The sequence below is a fragment of the Martelella sp. FLE1502 genome (genome assembly GCF_053484255.1).
Genome location: NZ_JBAKFQ010000004.1, coordinates 64,848 through 79,705, shown reverse-complemented (window position 1 = coordinate 79,705; position 14,858 = coordinate 64,848). Strand labels below are relative to the sequence as shown.

Annotated in this window: 15 protein-coding genes; 2 read left to right on the top strand and 13 right to left on the bottom strand. The window is 60.9% G+C overall.

Features of this window, described 5'->3' with window-relative positions; translation table 11 throughout:
• Positions 1-91: 91 nt before the first annotated feature.
• Positions 92-1,072 carry a LysR substrate-binding domain-containing protein gene (locus V6767_RS04985; RefSeq protein ID WP_448472437.1) on the bottom strand — a complete coding sequence of 327 codons (981 nt, stop codon included), beginning with the start codon at positions 1,070-1,072 and terminating at the stop codon, positions 92-94.
• Positions 1,073-1,391: 319 nt separating this feature from the next.
• Between V6767_RS04985 and V6767_RS04980 the strand changes: the two genes are divergently transcribed.
• Positions 1,392-1,997 carry a TetR/AcrR family transcriptional regulator gene (locus V6767_RS04980; RefSeq protein WP_448472610.1) on the top strand — a complete coding sequence of 202 codons (606 nt, stop codon included), beginning with the start codon at positions 1,392-1,394 and terminating at the stop codon, positions 1,995-1,997.
• 48 nt (positions 1,998-2,045) lie between these two features.
• Here V6767_RS04980 and V6767_RS04975 read toward each other — a convergent pair whose 3' ends face one another.
• The 7 genes from V6767_RS04975 to V6767_RS04945 all read right to left on the bottom strand — a co-directional run bounded on the left by V6767_RS04975 (position 2,046) and on the right by V6767_RS04945 (position 8,288).
• Positions 2,046-3,278: a DUF3363 domain-containing protein gene (locus V6767_RS04975; RefSeq protein WP_448472609.1), complete on the bottom strand. Its 1,233-nt coding sequence runs from the start codon at positions 3,276-3,278 to the stop codon at positions 2,046-2,048.
• Positions 3,279-4,413: 1,135 nt separating this feature from the next.
• Positions 4,414-5,325 (bottom strand): lytic transglycosylase domain-containing protein, encoded by a 912-nt coding sequence (locus V6767_RS04970; protein WP_448472436.1) that lies wholly within the window; start codon positions 5,323-5,325, stop codon positions 4,414-4,416.
• Between the two features lie 4 nt (positions 5,326-5,329).
• The gene (locus V6767_RS04965) at positions 5,330-5,677 is read right to left on the bottom strand and encodes a DUF736 domain-containing protein (RefSeq protein ID WP_448472435.1); all 348 of its coding nucleotides are present in this window, start codon (positions 5,675-5,677) and stop codon (positions 5,330-5,332) included.
• A gap of 67 nt (positions 5,678-5,744) precedes the next feature.
• Positions 5,745-6,302 carry a S26 family signal peptidase gene (locus V6767_RS04960; protein ID WP_448472434.1) on the bottom strand — a complete coding sequence of 186 codons (558 nt, stop codon included), beginning with the start codon at positions 6,300-6,302 and terminating at the stop codon, positions 5,745-5,747.
• A complete protein-coding gene (locus V6767_RS04955) occupies positions 6,299-6,817 on the bottom strand; it encodes a DUF2840 domain-containing protein (RefSeq protein WP_448472433.1) in 519 nt (172 codons plus the stop codon). The genes V6767_RS04960 and V6767_RS04955 overlap by 4 nt, the downstream gene beginning before the upstream one ends.
• Positions 6,818-6,974: 157 nt before the next feature.
• A complete protein-coding gene (locus V6767_RS04950) occupies positions 6,975-8,015 on the bottom strand; it encodes a replication initiator protein A (protein ID WP_448472432.1) in 1,041 nt (346 codons plus the stop codon).
• Positions 8,016-8,288 (bottom strand): helix-turn-helix transcriptional regulator, encoded by a 273-nt coding sequence (locus V6767_RS04945; RefSeq protein ID WP_448472431.1) that lies wholly within the window; start codon positions 8,286-8,288, stop codon positions 8,016-8,018.
• 473 nt (positions 8,289-8,761) lie between these two features.
• Between V6767_RS04945 and V6767_RS04940 the strand changes: the two genes are divergently transcribed.
• Entirely contained in the window at positions 8,762-9,049 is a 288-nt protein-coding gene (locus V6767_RS04940) for a DNA -binding domain-containing protein (protein WP_448472608.1), read from the top strand.
• 156 nt (positions 9,050-9,205) lie between these two features.
• On the opposite strand, the gene V6767_RS04935 is transcribed toward V6767_RS04940, so the two are convergent.
• The 5 genes from V6767_RS04935 to V6767_RS04915 form a co-directional block, all read right to left on the bottom strand.
• Complete coding sequence (locus V6767_RS04935; protein ID WP_448472430.1) at positions 9,206-11,215, bottom strand: AAA family ATPase; 2,010 nt, start codon at positions 11,213-11,215, stop codon at positions 9,206-9,208.
• A 124-nt stretch (positions 11,216-11,339) separates the two neighbouring features.
• A complete protein-coding gene (locus tag V6767_RS04930; protein ID WP_448472607.1) occupies positions 11,340-11,669 on the bottom strand; it encodes a DUF2285 domain-containing protein in 330 nt (109 codons plus the stop codon).
• A 31-nt stretch (positions 11,670-11,700) separates the two neighbouring features.
• A complete protein-coding gene (locus V6767_RS04925; RefSeq protein ID WP_448472429.1) occupies positions 11,701-12,123 on the bottom strand; it encodes a transcriptional regulator domain-containing protein in 423 nt (140 codons plus the stop codon).
• Between the two features lie 305 nt (positions 12,124-12,428).
• Entirely contained in the window at positions 12,429-13,625 is a 1,197-nt protein-coding gene (locus V6767_RS04920; protein WP_448472428.1) for a DUF932 domain-containing protein, read from the bottom strand.
• A 400-nt stretch (positions 13,626-14,025) separates the two neighbouring features.
• The gene (locus tag V6767_RS04915; protein WP_448472427.1) at positions 14,026-14,343 is read right to left on the bottom strand and encodes a DUF736 domain-containing protein; all 318 of its coding nucleotides are present in this window, start codon (positions 14,341-14,343) and stop codon (positions 14,026-14,028) included.
• Positions 14,344-14,858: the final 515 nt, after the last annotated feature.

Sequence of the window (14,858 nt, the reverse complement as noted above, 5' to 3'; positions counted from 1 at the left end):
ATCAAAGAATAGTCAAATCTATTACACGCAACAAGAAATCGGATGCGGCCGGGCTGCCGGATACGATTGGCGGCAAATAGGACGGTTCATGTCATTGCGCGCCGTCGTGGCGCTCATTCTGAGCATCACCCTGAACCGATTCGTAGATAGGCCCCAGTTTACCCGCAAGGACCAGTATATTGCGGATGGCCGGATTTTGGCTAAATGGCGACCAGATAGCCGAGAACGAAATCGGCTCCGGCTCATCGGCTAGGGGCAAAAAAACAATACCGGTTGTCGGCAACAGTGCCGTCGCTGCCCCGACGATGGTGATGCCGAACCCCTGCTCCACCATGGACAGAAGCGTAACGCGTCCCACATCGAAACGCTGAATCGAGGGTGGAAACAAGCGTTCCGTAAGTCTCAGGACGATATGTTCGTGGACCTGCGGGCCGGTACCGCCGTAGCGCACGAGGAATGTCTCGCTCGCCAGATCAGGCCAAGTGACGGTCGACTGCCCGGCGAGCGGATGCCGTTCCGGCAGCACCGCCATTAGCGGCTCGTTCCAGACGTGCCTCGAGTGGAAATCGGGCAGTTTGGCTGGACCGGCTATAAACGCGAGGTCCAGTTGGTCGGCGCGCAGTTGCGTCAGCGCATCGCGGGCCGTGCTTTCTGCAATCTCGACCTTGATGCCCGGATGGGCATCCCGGTATTGCGCGATAAGTTTAGCGAGAAAGCTGCGTGGGATCATCGTGTGAATACCGAGACGCAAGCGACCGCGTTCGCCTGACGCGGCCATGCCCGCAGTCTTCACCGCATGGTCGAGTTGATCTACACCGACCGACACTTGTTCGATAAAGCGCCGACCGGCCTCAGTCAGCCGCACACCACGTGCATGACGCTCGAATAATAGGATACCCAGATCTTCCTCCAGGGTTTTCACACGAGCGCTGACACTCGAAACGCTGACCCCGAGTGCAGCAGCAGCATGACGGAAGTTAAGATACTCCGCGACAACAAGCGCCTGTATCAAAGACGCAAGGGGAATGCGCGAACCCAGCGGAGTCGGTATTCCCGATTGACGATCCATCATATGTGCTGATCGCCACCGACGCATCAACACCTCCCTATCAAATCCATTCGGTGAGGGACAAATCGCAGACGCAACTGTTGCCCGCGCTGAACACATTGCGAGTTACAGACCACATCAACTTCTCTTGGATGGTTTGGTAAACGGTTTTCAAACTGGACCGAAAGCCGAGACCCGGGCAAGCGGTTACGTGTGCTTGTCTCCTCTCGTATTCGATGCTGGAAAAATCCAGTCAGCTAAAGTACCGTTAAAAATGGAATCTGGTTCCATATATATGGAACCAGATTCCGCTTATCAAGCCTCAATACAATGCCGGAAACAAATGGACGACGACGGGAACAGTGAAAGCAATAGCAAACCTATGCGGGCGGATGCACAACGCAACATCGACTCGCTTCTGCGCGCAGCAGCGGAGGTCTTCGATAGATCAGGCGTGGATGCACCGGTAAAGGAGATTGCCGACAAGGCAGGGGTCGGAGTCGGGACGCTGTATCGCCATTTCCCTCAGCGGCCAGATCTCATCAAGGCAATCATTCGGCACGACGTCGATGCCTGCGCCGATGCGGCCTCGTTGTTTGCAACAAATCACCCGCCCTTGGAAGCATTAGCGGCATGGATGCAACGACTGGTGGATTTGGTGGCATCCAAACGGGGTTTGGCCGCCGCCCTCTATCCGAGTAACTCGTCCTATCGGTCACTCCCCGACTATGTGTTCAGCCAGTTGACACCCGCTTTGCGGGGGCTACTCGATGCTGCCTCAGATGCCGGTTCGATACGAAGCGGCGTAGACGCCCATGAATTGTTGCTCGCAAGTATGAGGGTCGCAACGTCAGCCAGCGAGGGGGATACTGAACAGGCGCGGCGCATGGTGGCGTTGATAGTGGACGGCCTACGCTTTGGGGCCACGAACACCGGTCACGGAGCCTGATATTATCCCAATAGCTCCCTGTTCATCACAAAAATAAACAATGATATATTAAAGGCTGATCCCCCTTTTCCGCCCCAACTGCCATGACACCGATCCACCCTGCACAATGCCCATGACCTCACGACCGAACTGACGGTCGATGACCGGCCGCCACGGGACCAGGGTGAACTCATGGGATTTCTCGACTACGGCAAACTTGCCGCTGGATAACTGCACTGTGCCGGTGAATTTGCCGCTGACGCTTTCGCCGTCCGCCGCCGCCCGGAACGGCAGCGCCTTACTGTCTGCCATCTCCGCGCCGACGCGAGCAACTTCACACTCGCGCAACGTGGCGAGAAGGTTGCGCCGGTAGAACACGCGGCCGTCCCGCGCGCGTTTGGCGTCACCCTGTTCAACGTGATGCTCACGGCGGCGGTCGATGGCCTCGCGCACCTCCTGACCGAATCCTGCTGCTGCAAGGTCGGCGGTCTCGCCGTGTATCATCCGGTGGTCGAGCCAAGTCACGCCGTCCGCGACGATCTGCTTTTCCAGATCGAACGCCGACAGGATGCGAACACTGGCCTGCCGGGTGCGGCCAGCGTCATAGGCAGCAGCGCGGCTCTCGAAATCCTCGGGGATGCGCCAGCGGTCGGCGTCGATCCGCTCGGCGAGCCCAGCACGGCGCAGCGCCTCCAGCCGGCGCACATGGGCATCGACATAGCCCTCATAGTCGCCGCCCGGAACGCGGCCCTCGAACTTCACCTGCTCCAGATGACGACTCGGGCGATAGATGCCGTCCTCGGTGATGGCGGCAATGGCGCGGTCGGACGGCCGTGCTGTCGCCTCGGCGTGGCCGATCTCGATTACGCTGCCAATCCGGGCGTCCTCCAACTGCATGGGGTCGATATTGGCGATGTGATGTGTCCGTCCGTCGATCCCGTCCACGACGACGGTCAGATTATCGCCCAGCTCGTTGGCGAGATATTTGTCGAGGACGCGACCAATGACAGGCGTTGCAGGTGCGTCCTCATGGATACGGAAGGTCATGGGATCTCGTTCGTTTCCATCGGCGGCGAGCGATCTCTGCATGGTGCGGATAATGTCTCCGCGCTCGCCAAGTTCGCGCAGGGTCGGTTCCAGCCGCTCGTTCAATTCCCAGACGCCAGGCGCGTGTTCGGTGGCGAGGCCCATACGCCACAGCTTGGCGAGCCGGCGCAGCCGAAGCGTCCGCTCGAACTGCCGCTTCGGCTCGCCCGGTTCGCGGCGGAGGTCAAGGAACCGCTTGTCGGCTTCCTCGACCATGGCCCGGTCGATGCGGGTGAAACGGTCCTGGTCGATCTCGGCCGTGAGCTTGCGGCTCTGCTCGATCTCGCTGACATGGCCGAGTTCCAGCGTCGCCAACTCGCTGGCCCTCTCGCGGATACCATGAACGATATAGTCGCCATTGATGACCAGATCCTGCCCCATCTCGTCCTTGCCCCGGACGATGACATGCACGTGAGGATGGCCGGTGTTATAGTGATTGACCGCCACCCAATCGAGCCCGGTGCCGAGGTCGGCTTCCATCCGGCCCATGAGGTCGCGGATATAGGCCGTGAGGTCGGACAGCTCTGCACCATCCTCGGGCGAAACGATGAACCGGAACTGGTGGCGGTCGTCCTGGCCGCGTTCCAGGAAAGCGTCGCCATCGGCACGGTCCTCGATGCCCGAATAGAGTCGACCGCGCTCGCCGTCGCGTGAGGTGCCGTCGCGTTGGATATAGCGCAGATGGGATTGTGCCTTCCGGCCCTTTCCGGGGTGAAGAATGTAGCGCTGCTGAACCATGACGCGACGCGCGCCCGGCTGCCGGTGATGCCAGCCGCCGCCGAGATTGCGGGTGCGGACGAAGACCGCGCCGCGCCCGTGCTTCACGCCCTTGCCACTCGACAAAACGGCATGGCGACCGGCGGGCGCGGATGGCGTGAACGCCGCCGTTCCGAGACTGACGCGAGACGAGGTGCGACGCTGCTGCCGGGCGATCTTCTTGGCCTGGGTAAGAAAGCTCTTTGTCTTGCCCGTGCGTGGCGCGTCCGGGCGGATACGGCCGGGCTTGGGCCGGAAGCGGTTTTCGTCATCGGCACTCATGGATGCGCCTCCGGCCGAAATCGCGGAAAATCGGGCAACCGGCGAGTATGGTGCCGGTCGAAACCCCGCAACGCTAAGGCGTTGCACGGAATCGCGGCACTCCGTCGCTCAAGATCATGGTGCCGGAAACGGCGGCCTAACCAGTGTGCAGACAACAAGAATTTCGGAAACCGATCCGACATGGTGCCGGTTCCTTCAATCTTGCCCTCCCTCCTTACCGCCCTTTCCGTCCTTCCCGCAGGGATTCCAGCCAAGCGCGAATCTGCCTGACTGGACACTGAGACGGCGCGCAGCGAACGCGTGAACGCAGTTCTCATGGCGTTCCTCCGTCGCTGCTGCGGGCCACGAACATGCTGCCGGGGTCGGGTTCCAATTCGGTGGAATTGCGCACCGGGACGGTCGCGCGCGCGTCGCCCGATTGCGCCCCGGATGTTTGCGCGGCGGCAGTCCGCGCGTCGGCCGGCCGTCTGGCAAACAGAGGTGCTTCGCGCCAGTCGGGTGGCAGCGCAGGCATCAACGAGGGAGCTTCGCCGTCCAGGACCGGCACGAGGGCAGCAACATAGGCGCGCGTCTCCGGTGGCAATGCACGGCCGGTTGCAAGGTATTCGTCGTAGCGACCGGGACCGGCATTGTAGGCCGCCAGCATCGCCGCGACATTGCCGTAGCGATCGAACATTTCGCGCAGGTAGGCCGTGCCTGCAAGAATGTTGGCGCGCGGCTCAAAGGGATCGCGGCTGAGCCGATGACGGATGCGCAGGCCCGCCCAGGTATCGGGCATGACCTGCATCAACCCCATCGCACCGGCCGATGATACCGCGCGCACGTCGGCAGCGCTCTCAGTGCGCAGCACGGCGACGATCCAGTGCTCAGGGATGCCGAAGCGCCGCGCCGCTTCGGCAATGTGGGCGGCATGAGGATCGACGGCGGCGGTTCGGACCATCGGCGTCGATTGCACAACGGCCATCGCCGATCCCGCGCCGAGCGACAGCATGGCGGCGGTCAGCAGAACGGCATAACGCCATGCCGCCCTGTCTCCGCTTTGAGCCCAGCCTGCCAGCGTGCTCGCTGCGGTCAAGGGCAAGGCGCAAGCGCCGGTGAAACGCCGCCCCTGACCTTCGCTGCGCGCTCCGGCCGTCCTGCGCCTGAGCGGGACGACGGGATGAGCCGGTCTTTCCGCGAACAACGGGATGAGGGTTATGAGCGCGGGGATGACGCCGGATCGCATGGCCTTAGTCCCGCTCGTCGCGCGGCTTCGGGCGACTCCAGTGCAGCGACCACGACGCGCCCGCGTCGTCGTCGCGGAACAGGTTGGCGCGGATTGGATGAAAGAATGTGGGATCGTCCAGCAGCACGGAAAGATACTCGCCGGCCTTCTCGCCGGTGCGTTTCCAGGCTGCGCCGATTTCCGGACCGGTTTCGTTGCTCAGGCTGTCGAAGAGGTGAACGCGATAGTCCGGTGCGTTCTCAGCGTCGGACGGCTCGGCCGCGACGATGATGATGTCCTGATGCAGCAAGAGCGTCCTGAGGTTCCCGATGAAGCCGGCATCGTCGCGTGTAAATTCACCAATCTGGGGCATGAGAGTCTCCTAGGCGGTGAGGTTGGGAAAACCATCGGGAGCACCGCTTCCGCCGATGGCGAAGCGGTCAGTGCGGCGCTGGGCTGATCCGGGCGCGCCATTCGTAGCGGCCGTCGCCTTCCTCATCGGTCCCGAGCGGGACCGCGCGACCGATGACGGAACTTGCGGGGATGGCTCCGAAGTAACGACCGTCGAGGCTGTCGGGAACGTCCGAATTCATGAGGAAGATTTCGCCGTCGCGGATGATGCGGCAGCCCTGCCAGACGGGCAGTTCGCGGCCGATCCGATCGCGCTCCAGAGCCTCGCCCATCTCGATCCCGTCCACCGTGATCGTAGATCGCAGACGGCAAATTCGCTGACCAGCCACGCCGAGGACGCGCTTCAGGAGCGGCACGCCGCGTCGGACATAGCCGCGTTCGACCATGAAGTCGGCGAGCGGTTCGGGCGGCATGACGGCGACTAATTCCGGCACTTCGATCGGGTCGGCCGGTTCAACGGTGTAGAAACCGATCGGTGCGCTCGCGGTGACGTTCCAGATCAGTTTCGTGGGCGTTGGAATGAACGTCGCAACGGCGAAGCTGACGCCCACAAAATACGTCACCATGACATATCCGAACCGCGTCATGGCGCTATCCTCCTGCGATGAAGCCAGGCGGCGTGACGCTCGGGCGTATAGGCGTGCGGCTCCAGACCGGCGGTCAGACGGTTGTGGACGTGCCGCCAGTGCTCCGGGGATATGTCGGCCGGATCGAGGCCGAGTGCTTCCACGGCGTCGATGGCCTGCAATGCGCGCTGCACCTTCACCCAGCCATGGACGCGCAATAGGATCTCACCACCGGGGCGGACGAAGGGCAGCGTCTGGAACGGTTTGCCTCGGTCGATGGTGCGCACGATATCGATGCGGGAAACAATCGTGCCATGCTCGCCGGCCGCCCATCGGACGAAGGCGAATATACTGCCCGGCGCGAAGCCGACAACGCTGCGGCGGCGGTCGAGGATCTGTTCGTAGCTCTTCCGGCCGAAGCGTATCCAGTGCTCGACCTTGCGTTTCTGGAAAGTCAGTTCGACCAATGTGGTGAAGGGCGCGGGATCGTCCGGAAGCGGACGGCCGTGCAAACGGCGGGCCGCCTTGCCGGTCATGTGAGGTCTCCATCTTTGGGCAGAAATTCTCGGGTGAGTAGACCACTCAGCATGTCAGTGACGGCGATGCCCCGTTGGAAGGCCACGACACTGACGCGGCAGAGCAACACCAGCCGGGTCTTGCTGACGCAGCCATTCTGAGTGAAGGACGCTACGATCATGGCGCACCTCGCCCCGACCCAAGAGAGTTGGCACCGGCACCATGGGTCGTGCGCACGCGCGTCAAAGAAGAAGAGTTAGATTCTCTGTTAGATTCTTCTATAGAGTCCGGCGCGCGATTTGCGCCTAATGTCCCGATAGTTCGTGCGCCTAATGTCCCGACAGGGTTCACAGGGGTTTCCACAGGCACTGTGGACAGGTTTTCAGGGAGAAAACGCAGTAGTTCGCGCCCGTTCTCCCACTCGATCTGGAGCCGATAGCCAGGTAGCCTCTGGCGAGCAGAGAGGCGGCGCAGGTCGAGCGCGAAATCGGACGGACGTGCCGCGCTGCCGGATTTCTGATACAGATGGGAAATCTCGAAGGCCCAGCCTTCCGGCTGGCGTCCGGCGTGTTTGCGGGCAACGCGATACAGCCACCGCTCAATGCCGCCGGTCAGGCGGAAATAGGCCGGGTCTATCGTCAGCACCAGGGAGCGGTCGATGACGCTGTTGTAGAACCATTCCGGCAGGACGAACTCCATGCCCTCAACGCGGCCCGCGCGCGTCGCGATCTCTTCCCATTCGTTGATCCATGAGAATTGCCTCCGCCGCCAATGCTTCCCGTTACGGATTGTTGTGGCGATGACAGTTGATTGCAGGCGTGCGAGCGCAGCCTTGAGCAATAGATAATCGCGGTTGCCGGTGGATCGGCCAACGGCGCGCAGGAGCTGATAGGGCATGAAACGGAAAAAGCGCGATGTGGGGAAGCCATTGTTCTCTGCCGCGACGATCTGGCTTGCCGCCCAGATCAGCACGTCGGCGTCCCAGATCGTCGCCATGCCATGCTCTGGCATGGCGAGAACCTGCACCTCGACATCGGCGGCCCGGTAGAGGATGGGCTTGGTCCGGGGTCGCTTCCCTAGCGAAAAGAATGGTCGTTCCATCAGATCGCGCTGATCGCGTGGCGCGGCGTCGCCGGTTGCGATCACGAAAGGATCGAGACGGCTGCGTTCGTTTCCACTATCAGGCTGGTCGGGCATATGATTGACTTTGCGCAGCATTCAGAGCTTGCTCCGCTCTTCTGGCGTAAGCGGCCGCGCCGGGAAGACCGTGCCGGCCCCTTCGTCGCTGGTGGATTTGCGGGCGCCAATCTCGGTCCACGCTTCCAGATCCCGAACGGTATAGAGAACCCGCCCGCCCACCTTTCGGTACGTCGGACCGGTGCCATAAGTCCGGTGCTTTTCGAGTGTGCGCAGCGATATGCCAAGGAAACGGGCCGCCTCCTGTGTACGAAGCAGGCGCGGCGGCAGGCCGGTGTCGTTGCGGTTTGCCATGAGATTTCCCTCCGGTTCGTCAGTTGTTGGCGCCGTCAATGACGGCCGCGGTGTATGGCGAACCATGGCGAGGTACTGGCGGTCTGTAGCGTGCCGCAATTGCGGCGACACGCCGGCGGCACCCCGCTTCAGGCGATGATCAGACTGAAAAGATGAGAAAATTCAGCATGTCGCTGACTTTCTGGCCGAATAGACGAAGACAATGACATGCAGTTGAGGTAAGTCTGCCGCCGGAGCAGACGCGCTGCTCTGGGGCTTAGTAACCCCTGACTAGCGGTTGGTGCCGACCGTAACGGCACTGCGATCCTCGGACCTTATGGTCGGGGAGCCCATGGCGTATGTCCAGGGCTTCTCGCCTAAAGGTCATGGGGCCGTCTAGTCACGGTTACTAACTCCCCGATCACCAGGTCAGAGGGGCCAATTGCGGGGGCGCACCGCAAGCCACGGCTCTTCCCATTGGAAGGGGAATGACGATGCAAACACCCGTCGAACTCGATCCCGATGTGGACGATGAAGCGCCAACGGGAAAAGATATCACGCCATACGACGAACGGCATTACGTGACGTATCTGCGCCTGCTCGATGCGAAGGCGGAAGGCGCCGACTGGAAAGAAGTGGCTGTAATCGTGTTGCACCGCGATCCGGTCGGCGACGCGTTCAGGACACGCCGATGCTGGCAAAGCCATCTCGACCGTGCGCAATGGCTTTCGCGCGAGGGTTACACGCGGATACTGGAACAGACCGCCGCAAATAAGACGTGAAAAGGCGAATTCTGACCGTTATGTAGGTTCGACTTTTCCCAACTTGGCGACGACAGCGGCGGCGTTGCAATCGGTCGTACGACCACGACGTTCGCTACGGTCTGTACGAACGTCTGCGTGCACCACTGGCGCAACAAAATACGGCAGTCGCACATGCTACTTCAGCGCAGAGTTTGCCTTTTCAAATAGCTTTGTCCAAGCTGATCGCTCTTCTTCCAGCAAGTCATTGAGGCTGTGGTTCCGGCACCACCGCACAAATGCTTTGGCAAGCTGATATTTGGACAGCTTCTCAGACTTGAGGATCGACGCCACCGAGCGTGATGTTTGGCCCGCCACCGCCGGTAGCTCATGACCGAGTTCATCCTTTGCAATGGAGGCCAATGTAGTTCGCAGCAAATCCTCGATCTCCGGATTGGTCACTTTTCCATCAAGTACATCAGCCGTGCGTAAGATACCCTTATGCCCGACACTATGAATAAGCGTCTCTTGTTGGGCAGCGGAATCCCCTGCGCTGTCAGAATCTAGAAGTGCGGCCACCTTCAGATTGTGTGCGTGGAGGATAGTCGCAAAATAAACGATCTTTCCCGCCGTTCCGGCCGGAATCACGGCTATATTTTTCCGAAGACCGTCCAGCCCCCCCTCCTCGAATAATTCCGAGACGGCACCGACGTACCAATAATCGGTCAGCCCTTCGACGATGAAATTGCGCTGCTGGGAGAAGAGACTTTGCGCGAGGTCATAGCCGAGAGCTTCCTGCAGTGGCAGCAGGGCTGCCGGATCGTTCGATGTGACGCTGGTGTGGACTTTCGTCCCGACTTCCCGATCCGTCATTTCCACCACACGAACGCGATCAAGTTCGTCGGGCCCGACGAGAAACGGCGAATGAGTTGTATAGAGCGTCTGGTTGCCCTCCGCGAGGCGAGAGAGGGTGTCACGGAAGTCACGCTGTTTAAGTCCATGAAGATGCAAGCCGGGCTCATCCAGTAGTAAGACCGCGTTCTCATGCTTGTCCTCGGCCTCAGCGAAGAAGACCACAAAGAATGAAACCAGCCACTGAAAGCCCTCTGACCGCTGATCGAGCTCAACTTCAACGCCTAGGTCGTCCACCACAACCACTTTGAGGTACTGGCCGTCTGAAGTGATGCGGAGGGTATCGGCCTCGCCTCGGTTGACTTTCGGCTTCCATGCCGAACGAATCTCTTTCGTTAGCCGAATGCTAGCTGCGTTGAGTTGATATTGGCGGGCGTCCAGTTCGTCCCGGATGGTGTCGAGTTGGGCGCTTTGTTGCCCACGTGCATCGACGCCGGTTTTACCCATTTCGGACAGTTTGGCCGCATCGAGACCGAGTAGCTTCAACAGACAGACGTTCCCGTAATCGTATTGGTCATCATCAAAAGCCTGGCTCGCGATTCTCTGCGCAAGGTGCCCCAGGTGGATGAGCGGACGGACACGGAAGTAATTGCTGAATAGCACGAATACCGGGAGGCGCTTGTTTAGGACACCAACGGCAACATCACGATCAATTGAGATCATGACTCGGTTCCTCACCTTCTTGAGGCGGTCGTTCTCGCGTTCATTGTCTTCATCTACGACAGCGAGCATGTCGCCGAGCCACTTCGACATGCTCTGCGCCTTGTTGCCCGTGAGGACCGTAGAGCTTTGCCATCCGTCCGTGATCTGCGTCAGCGATGCGCTCGGCTTCACCTCATCTTCCTCGACCTGGGTATCAAGATGGCGAGCGAGGCGAGAAAGATCGGCTTCCAGTTCGCCGTAGGACGGTTTTGAAGGAATATCGCCTTCTAGACAGTGGACCGAACTGTCGTCGAGGTATCGCGTGAAGCGATATACGATAGAACTCGACTGAAGCGACGGCGGCAAAGTTGCGACATCTTCCTTATCCAGCGCAAACCAACCCGTTGCGACGGGGACGTTGGTTGGTTTGATCTTTCCTGTTGTGATGTCGTTGAGCAGCGCACGCGGGTAATCACGAAGCTGATCGAACGGCTTCACCTCGTCGGGCCGGGATATCTGTTGTAGCGCCTGAAGAACGGCGGACTTACCGGCCTCGTTCGGTCCGACGAGAATCGTCTTGCCACCCTCCACGTCGAATTCACCAGTATCCCGGACACTACGGTAGTTCTGTATACGCGCTTTAACTAATTTCACCCTATTTCCCCCGCCATGAAAACCCAACCAAGCCTATCACCGAACGAACGCGCTTCAATGGTTATACGCGCAAAGCTCGACAATTGACACGGCTACCGTCGAGACCACGCTGACAGCGAGGACCTTATCTTGGCTGAACCTTGATCGGATAGTGCAGCAGAAGCCGATAGCCGCCGCGCATCATCCCGATGCCATGAGCCACGAGGCGACGCGTCCTGTTCTTCCGCGGGTCGCTCTCGAAGTCTTCCTTCGTGCCGCAAAATCCGAGCAGCCCTTCGGCGATGGATCGATAGCTCTCGCTCTGCAGGCGCGCATCAAGCGCACGCAATGACAGAATATGCCACGCGCGGAGTTGATCGGGAATGTTTCTGAAGTCCTGCCCCGGTTTTCTGCCGCGCAGGGCCCTCCAGAAGCGGCGTGCTGCATGGGCGCGCAATTCGAAGAATTCATCCATCGGCAGAGTGACGATGTAGAACGCCGCCGTATCAGGCAAGGATTCGGGCAGCCAGAACTGATGTTCGACGCCATCCATCCGCCAGATACCATGCCAGCCATCGGCGGCGCGGCGCAGTTCGAGGCCGTCGAGATGGGCGAGAACGACGGTCGGTTGGCCGGTGGCCTTGTCCGGATCGGCCGGCACCAGTTTGACGGCCTGCGGCTGAAACCGGGGTGACCAAAACAGCGGAACTTGCTTTGGCGATACTTCGGGATCGTGCGGGAAACCGCAATCCCCACCGTCGAACGAAGTTTTCGAGTTCACTCTCATTCGAACGCCCGGTCCGGGCCAGACGCTGAAAATCCCTTTGATACTCGTCATTGCGACGAAGATACTCCCAGGCGAAACCGGCAGCGGGAAGGGTCTTAGCATGCCCGTAAGCCGCTGGCGCCCGCCAATCGATTTTGATCATGGCGTGTCCTCCTCACGGACGTGCGAGACCACGCCCGATCCATGAGTTTCCACCACGGATCAATCGGCCAGTAGAGGGAATAGCGCGATATGTTGTTCGGGAAACCCGAACACTTGTCGTTGCTCAGGTACATGGTTCTGCTGTGATTTCGCGAGCCGGGCGCAGCCCGGCGAGCGGTGGCCATGTTTCCGGACATGGGCGCAACGCCGATCCACAACGCCGGATCGGCGGAAAATTCGGGAACCCTGAAAGCCGGAAAAGCGGAAAGCCGCGCAACCGGGTTTCCAGTTGCGCGGCTCTGCTGGTTATGCGGCCTTTTCCAGCAAGGTCTTGGCCTTTGCCTCCAGTTCAAGGCGGCTGTCCTGATGGGCCTTGCTGCGGGCATGGGCCGTCATGCCTTGCACGAAATCGAAGATGCTTTCGGGCGGGCGGCCTTCCTCCTGCAACACGGTTTCGATGATCTTGCCGGTTTCCGCCTTGCTGAACCCGCGCCTGCGCAGGAAGGTTTGCCTGTCCTCATCGGTGCGGGCGACGATCCGCTCCCGCGCAGCCCTGATCCCGGCCACGAATGGCGCGGGCGAGGAATTAGCGAAGCTGGACAAAGCCGGGGCCGCTTCATGGGCGAAACGCTGCGCGGCAAACTTGCTGTGCCGGATGCTGATTTCCTCGAACCCTTCCACGCCCCAAAGGTTGCGGTTCATGCAGACCGCCCGGAGATAGAAAGAGGCGATGCCGAGGGCCTTCGATCCGACTTCGCTATTCCAGCAATAGAAGCCCCGGAAATACAGATCGGGGTCGCCGTTCGACAGGCGTCCGGCCTCGATGGGATGCGTATCGTCCACCAGAAACAGGAACACGTCGCGGTCGCTGGCGTAAAGCGTGGTCGTGTCCTTGGTCACATCCACGAAGGGATTGTGCGTCATGGTCGCCCAATCCAGCACACCCGGCACCTTCCACATGGTATCCCCGACGCCATTGCCCGCGATCTTCATGACGGCGGCGACAAGCTCATGGTCCCAGATACGGCCATAATCCGGGCCGGTCACGGCGCGAAGCTCAACGCGCCCGTCCTCGGCTTCCAGCGTCTTCACTAATTCGCCACGATGGCTGACAAGGCCATGTTGCAGATTGATGCCCGCCAGCGGCGCAGGAAGATCGCGCAGGTAGCGGGCCGGTGCGCCGACAAGACTGCACAACTGGCCGAAACTCCAATGCGTCGGAGCGACGGGCTGCTCCTGTCCGGGGACGATCAACGAAAGCCGTTCCGTATCGTCGCGGCTGGCTTCCACGCGCACGGCGCGGCTCTCCACGGTGCGGGCCTTGGCGCAATCCGCGCGGGTTTTCACGGCATCATAAAGCTCGGTCAGCGACAGATAGCGTTCGTCATCCGGGCGCGAAAACCATTCCGACGAAACGCGGCCGATATTCTCGCCGCGCGAAATGTCCACGCGGAAGCCCTTGGAAACGGGCTGCTGGTGATGGTTCAGGGTCATGGTGTTCATGGTCTTTTCCTTTCATGGGCTTGGGTTGGAGCGCAGCGCTGCGCTGCAACCCTGCCCGTCGGCGAGACCGGGGGGTGCAAGGTACAAGGGCGGACGGGCGGAGGGGGATCACCCGGCCTGCACAAGCGGATCGAAGTCGTGGCGAAGATGCGAAGCATGTATCCGCGCGGAAGGCTGGGGATACCGCCCGGCCGCCCTTGTGCCGCGCCAGGGGGCAGCGCCCCCAAGCACCCGGCCCGGCCAAAGCGAAGCGGCGAACGGGGAAGAAGACCTGATCGGGATACGCAAAGCCTGATAATCGGAAAGCCGTGTGTCCCGATCTCCTTGTTCCTTGAGAGGCGGCGGCCATGAGCAGAAAGAAGCCCCGCTCGGATGAGCAGGGCAATCTCGGGTTTCGGTCTCAGTCGCCGTTGCGACGGGACCAGATGAGGTTGTGGGACTTTCCGTCCTCGGCTTCGACCAGGCTGGCGTAGATCGGTGCGGGGAAGCTCGGATCGTCCAGCTTGACGGAGAGGTATTCGCGCTGCGTCTCGCGGGCGATCTTCTTCCAGGCTGCGCCAAACTCGGTGGCTCCGGCGAAGATGCGAAAGTCGGGGCCGCGCTCGCTGTCGCCCTCGGTGGCGGTGAACTTGGCCTTGACGTTGAGGGTCAGGGTCTTGACCGCGCCGGTGAAGCCCGCGCCGTTCTCGTTCTGAGTGAAGGTGCCGATGGTTGCCATTGTCGTGTTCCTTTTCCTGTCGGGCCGCACCATTGCGACCTCGATGGCGGTCGTGAGACCGGGGACGATCGGCCCCGCACCCCTTGGGGCTGGAACGAAGTGAAAGGCGGCCGGCGACAGCATTTTTGCTTCGCGATGCAAAGCCGAAGGCGGCGGAAAAAAGCTGGCGACGGGCGTTGCGGGAAGACGAGCGAGGCGAAGCCGGTCTTCGGTCAGACCTTGCCAGATCGAGGACGCGGATGGAGCGCCCATAACAGGAAATCGAGGGGAATACCGCAATGGCGGCCGTCCTGCGCCGCGCCGGAATCGGGGACTCTCTGCGGGTTCATTGGCTGCGGTTTTCTCTGATCCGACCGACAAGGCCAAAGCGTCCTGTCGCCAGCGAGGGCCTGCGGATGTGGCTTTGTCTGACCTTCGCGGGGGATGCCGTGTCCGGTGCGGCCAGAAGTTTGCTTGCAGGGTGTTGCATCATGCTCGGCTAAGCGGATGGACCGGGCTCTCCTGGCGCTGATCTG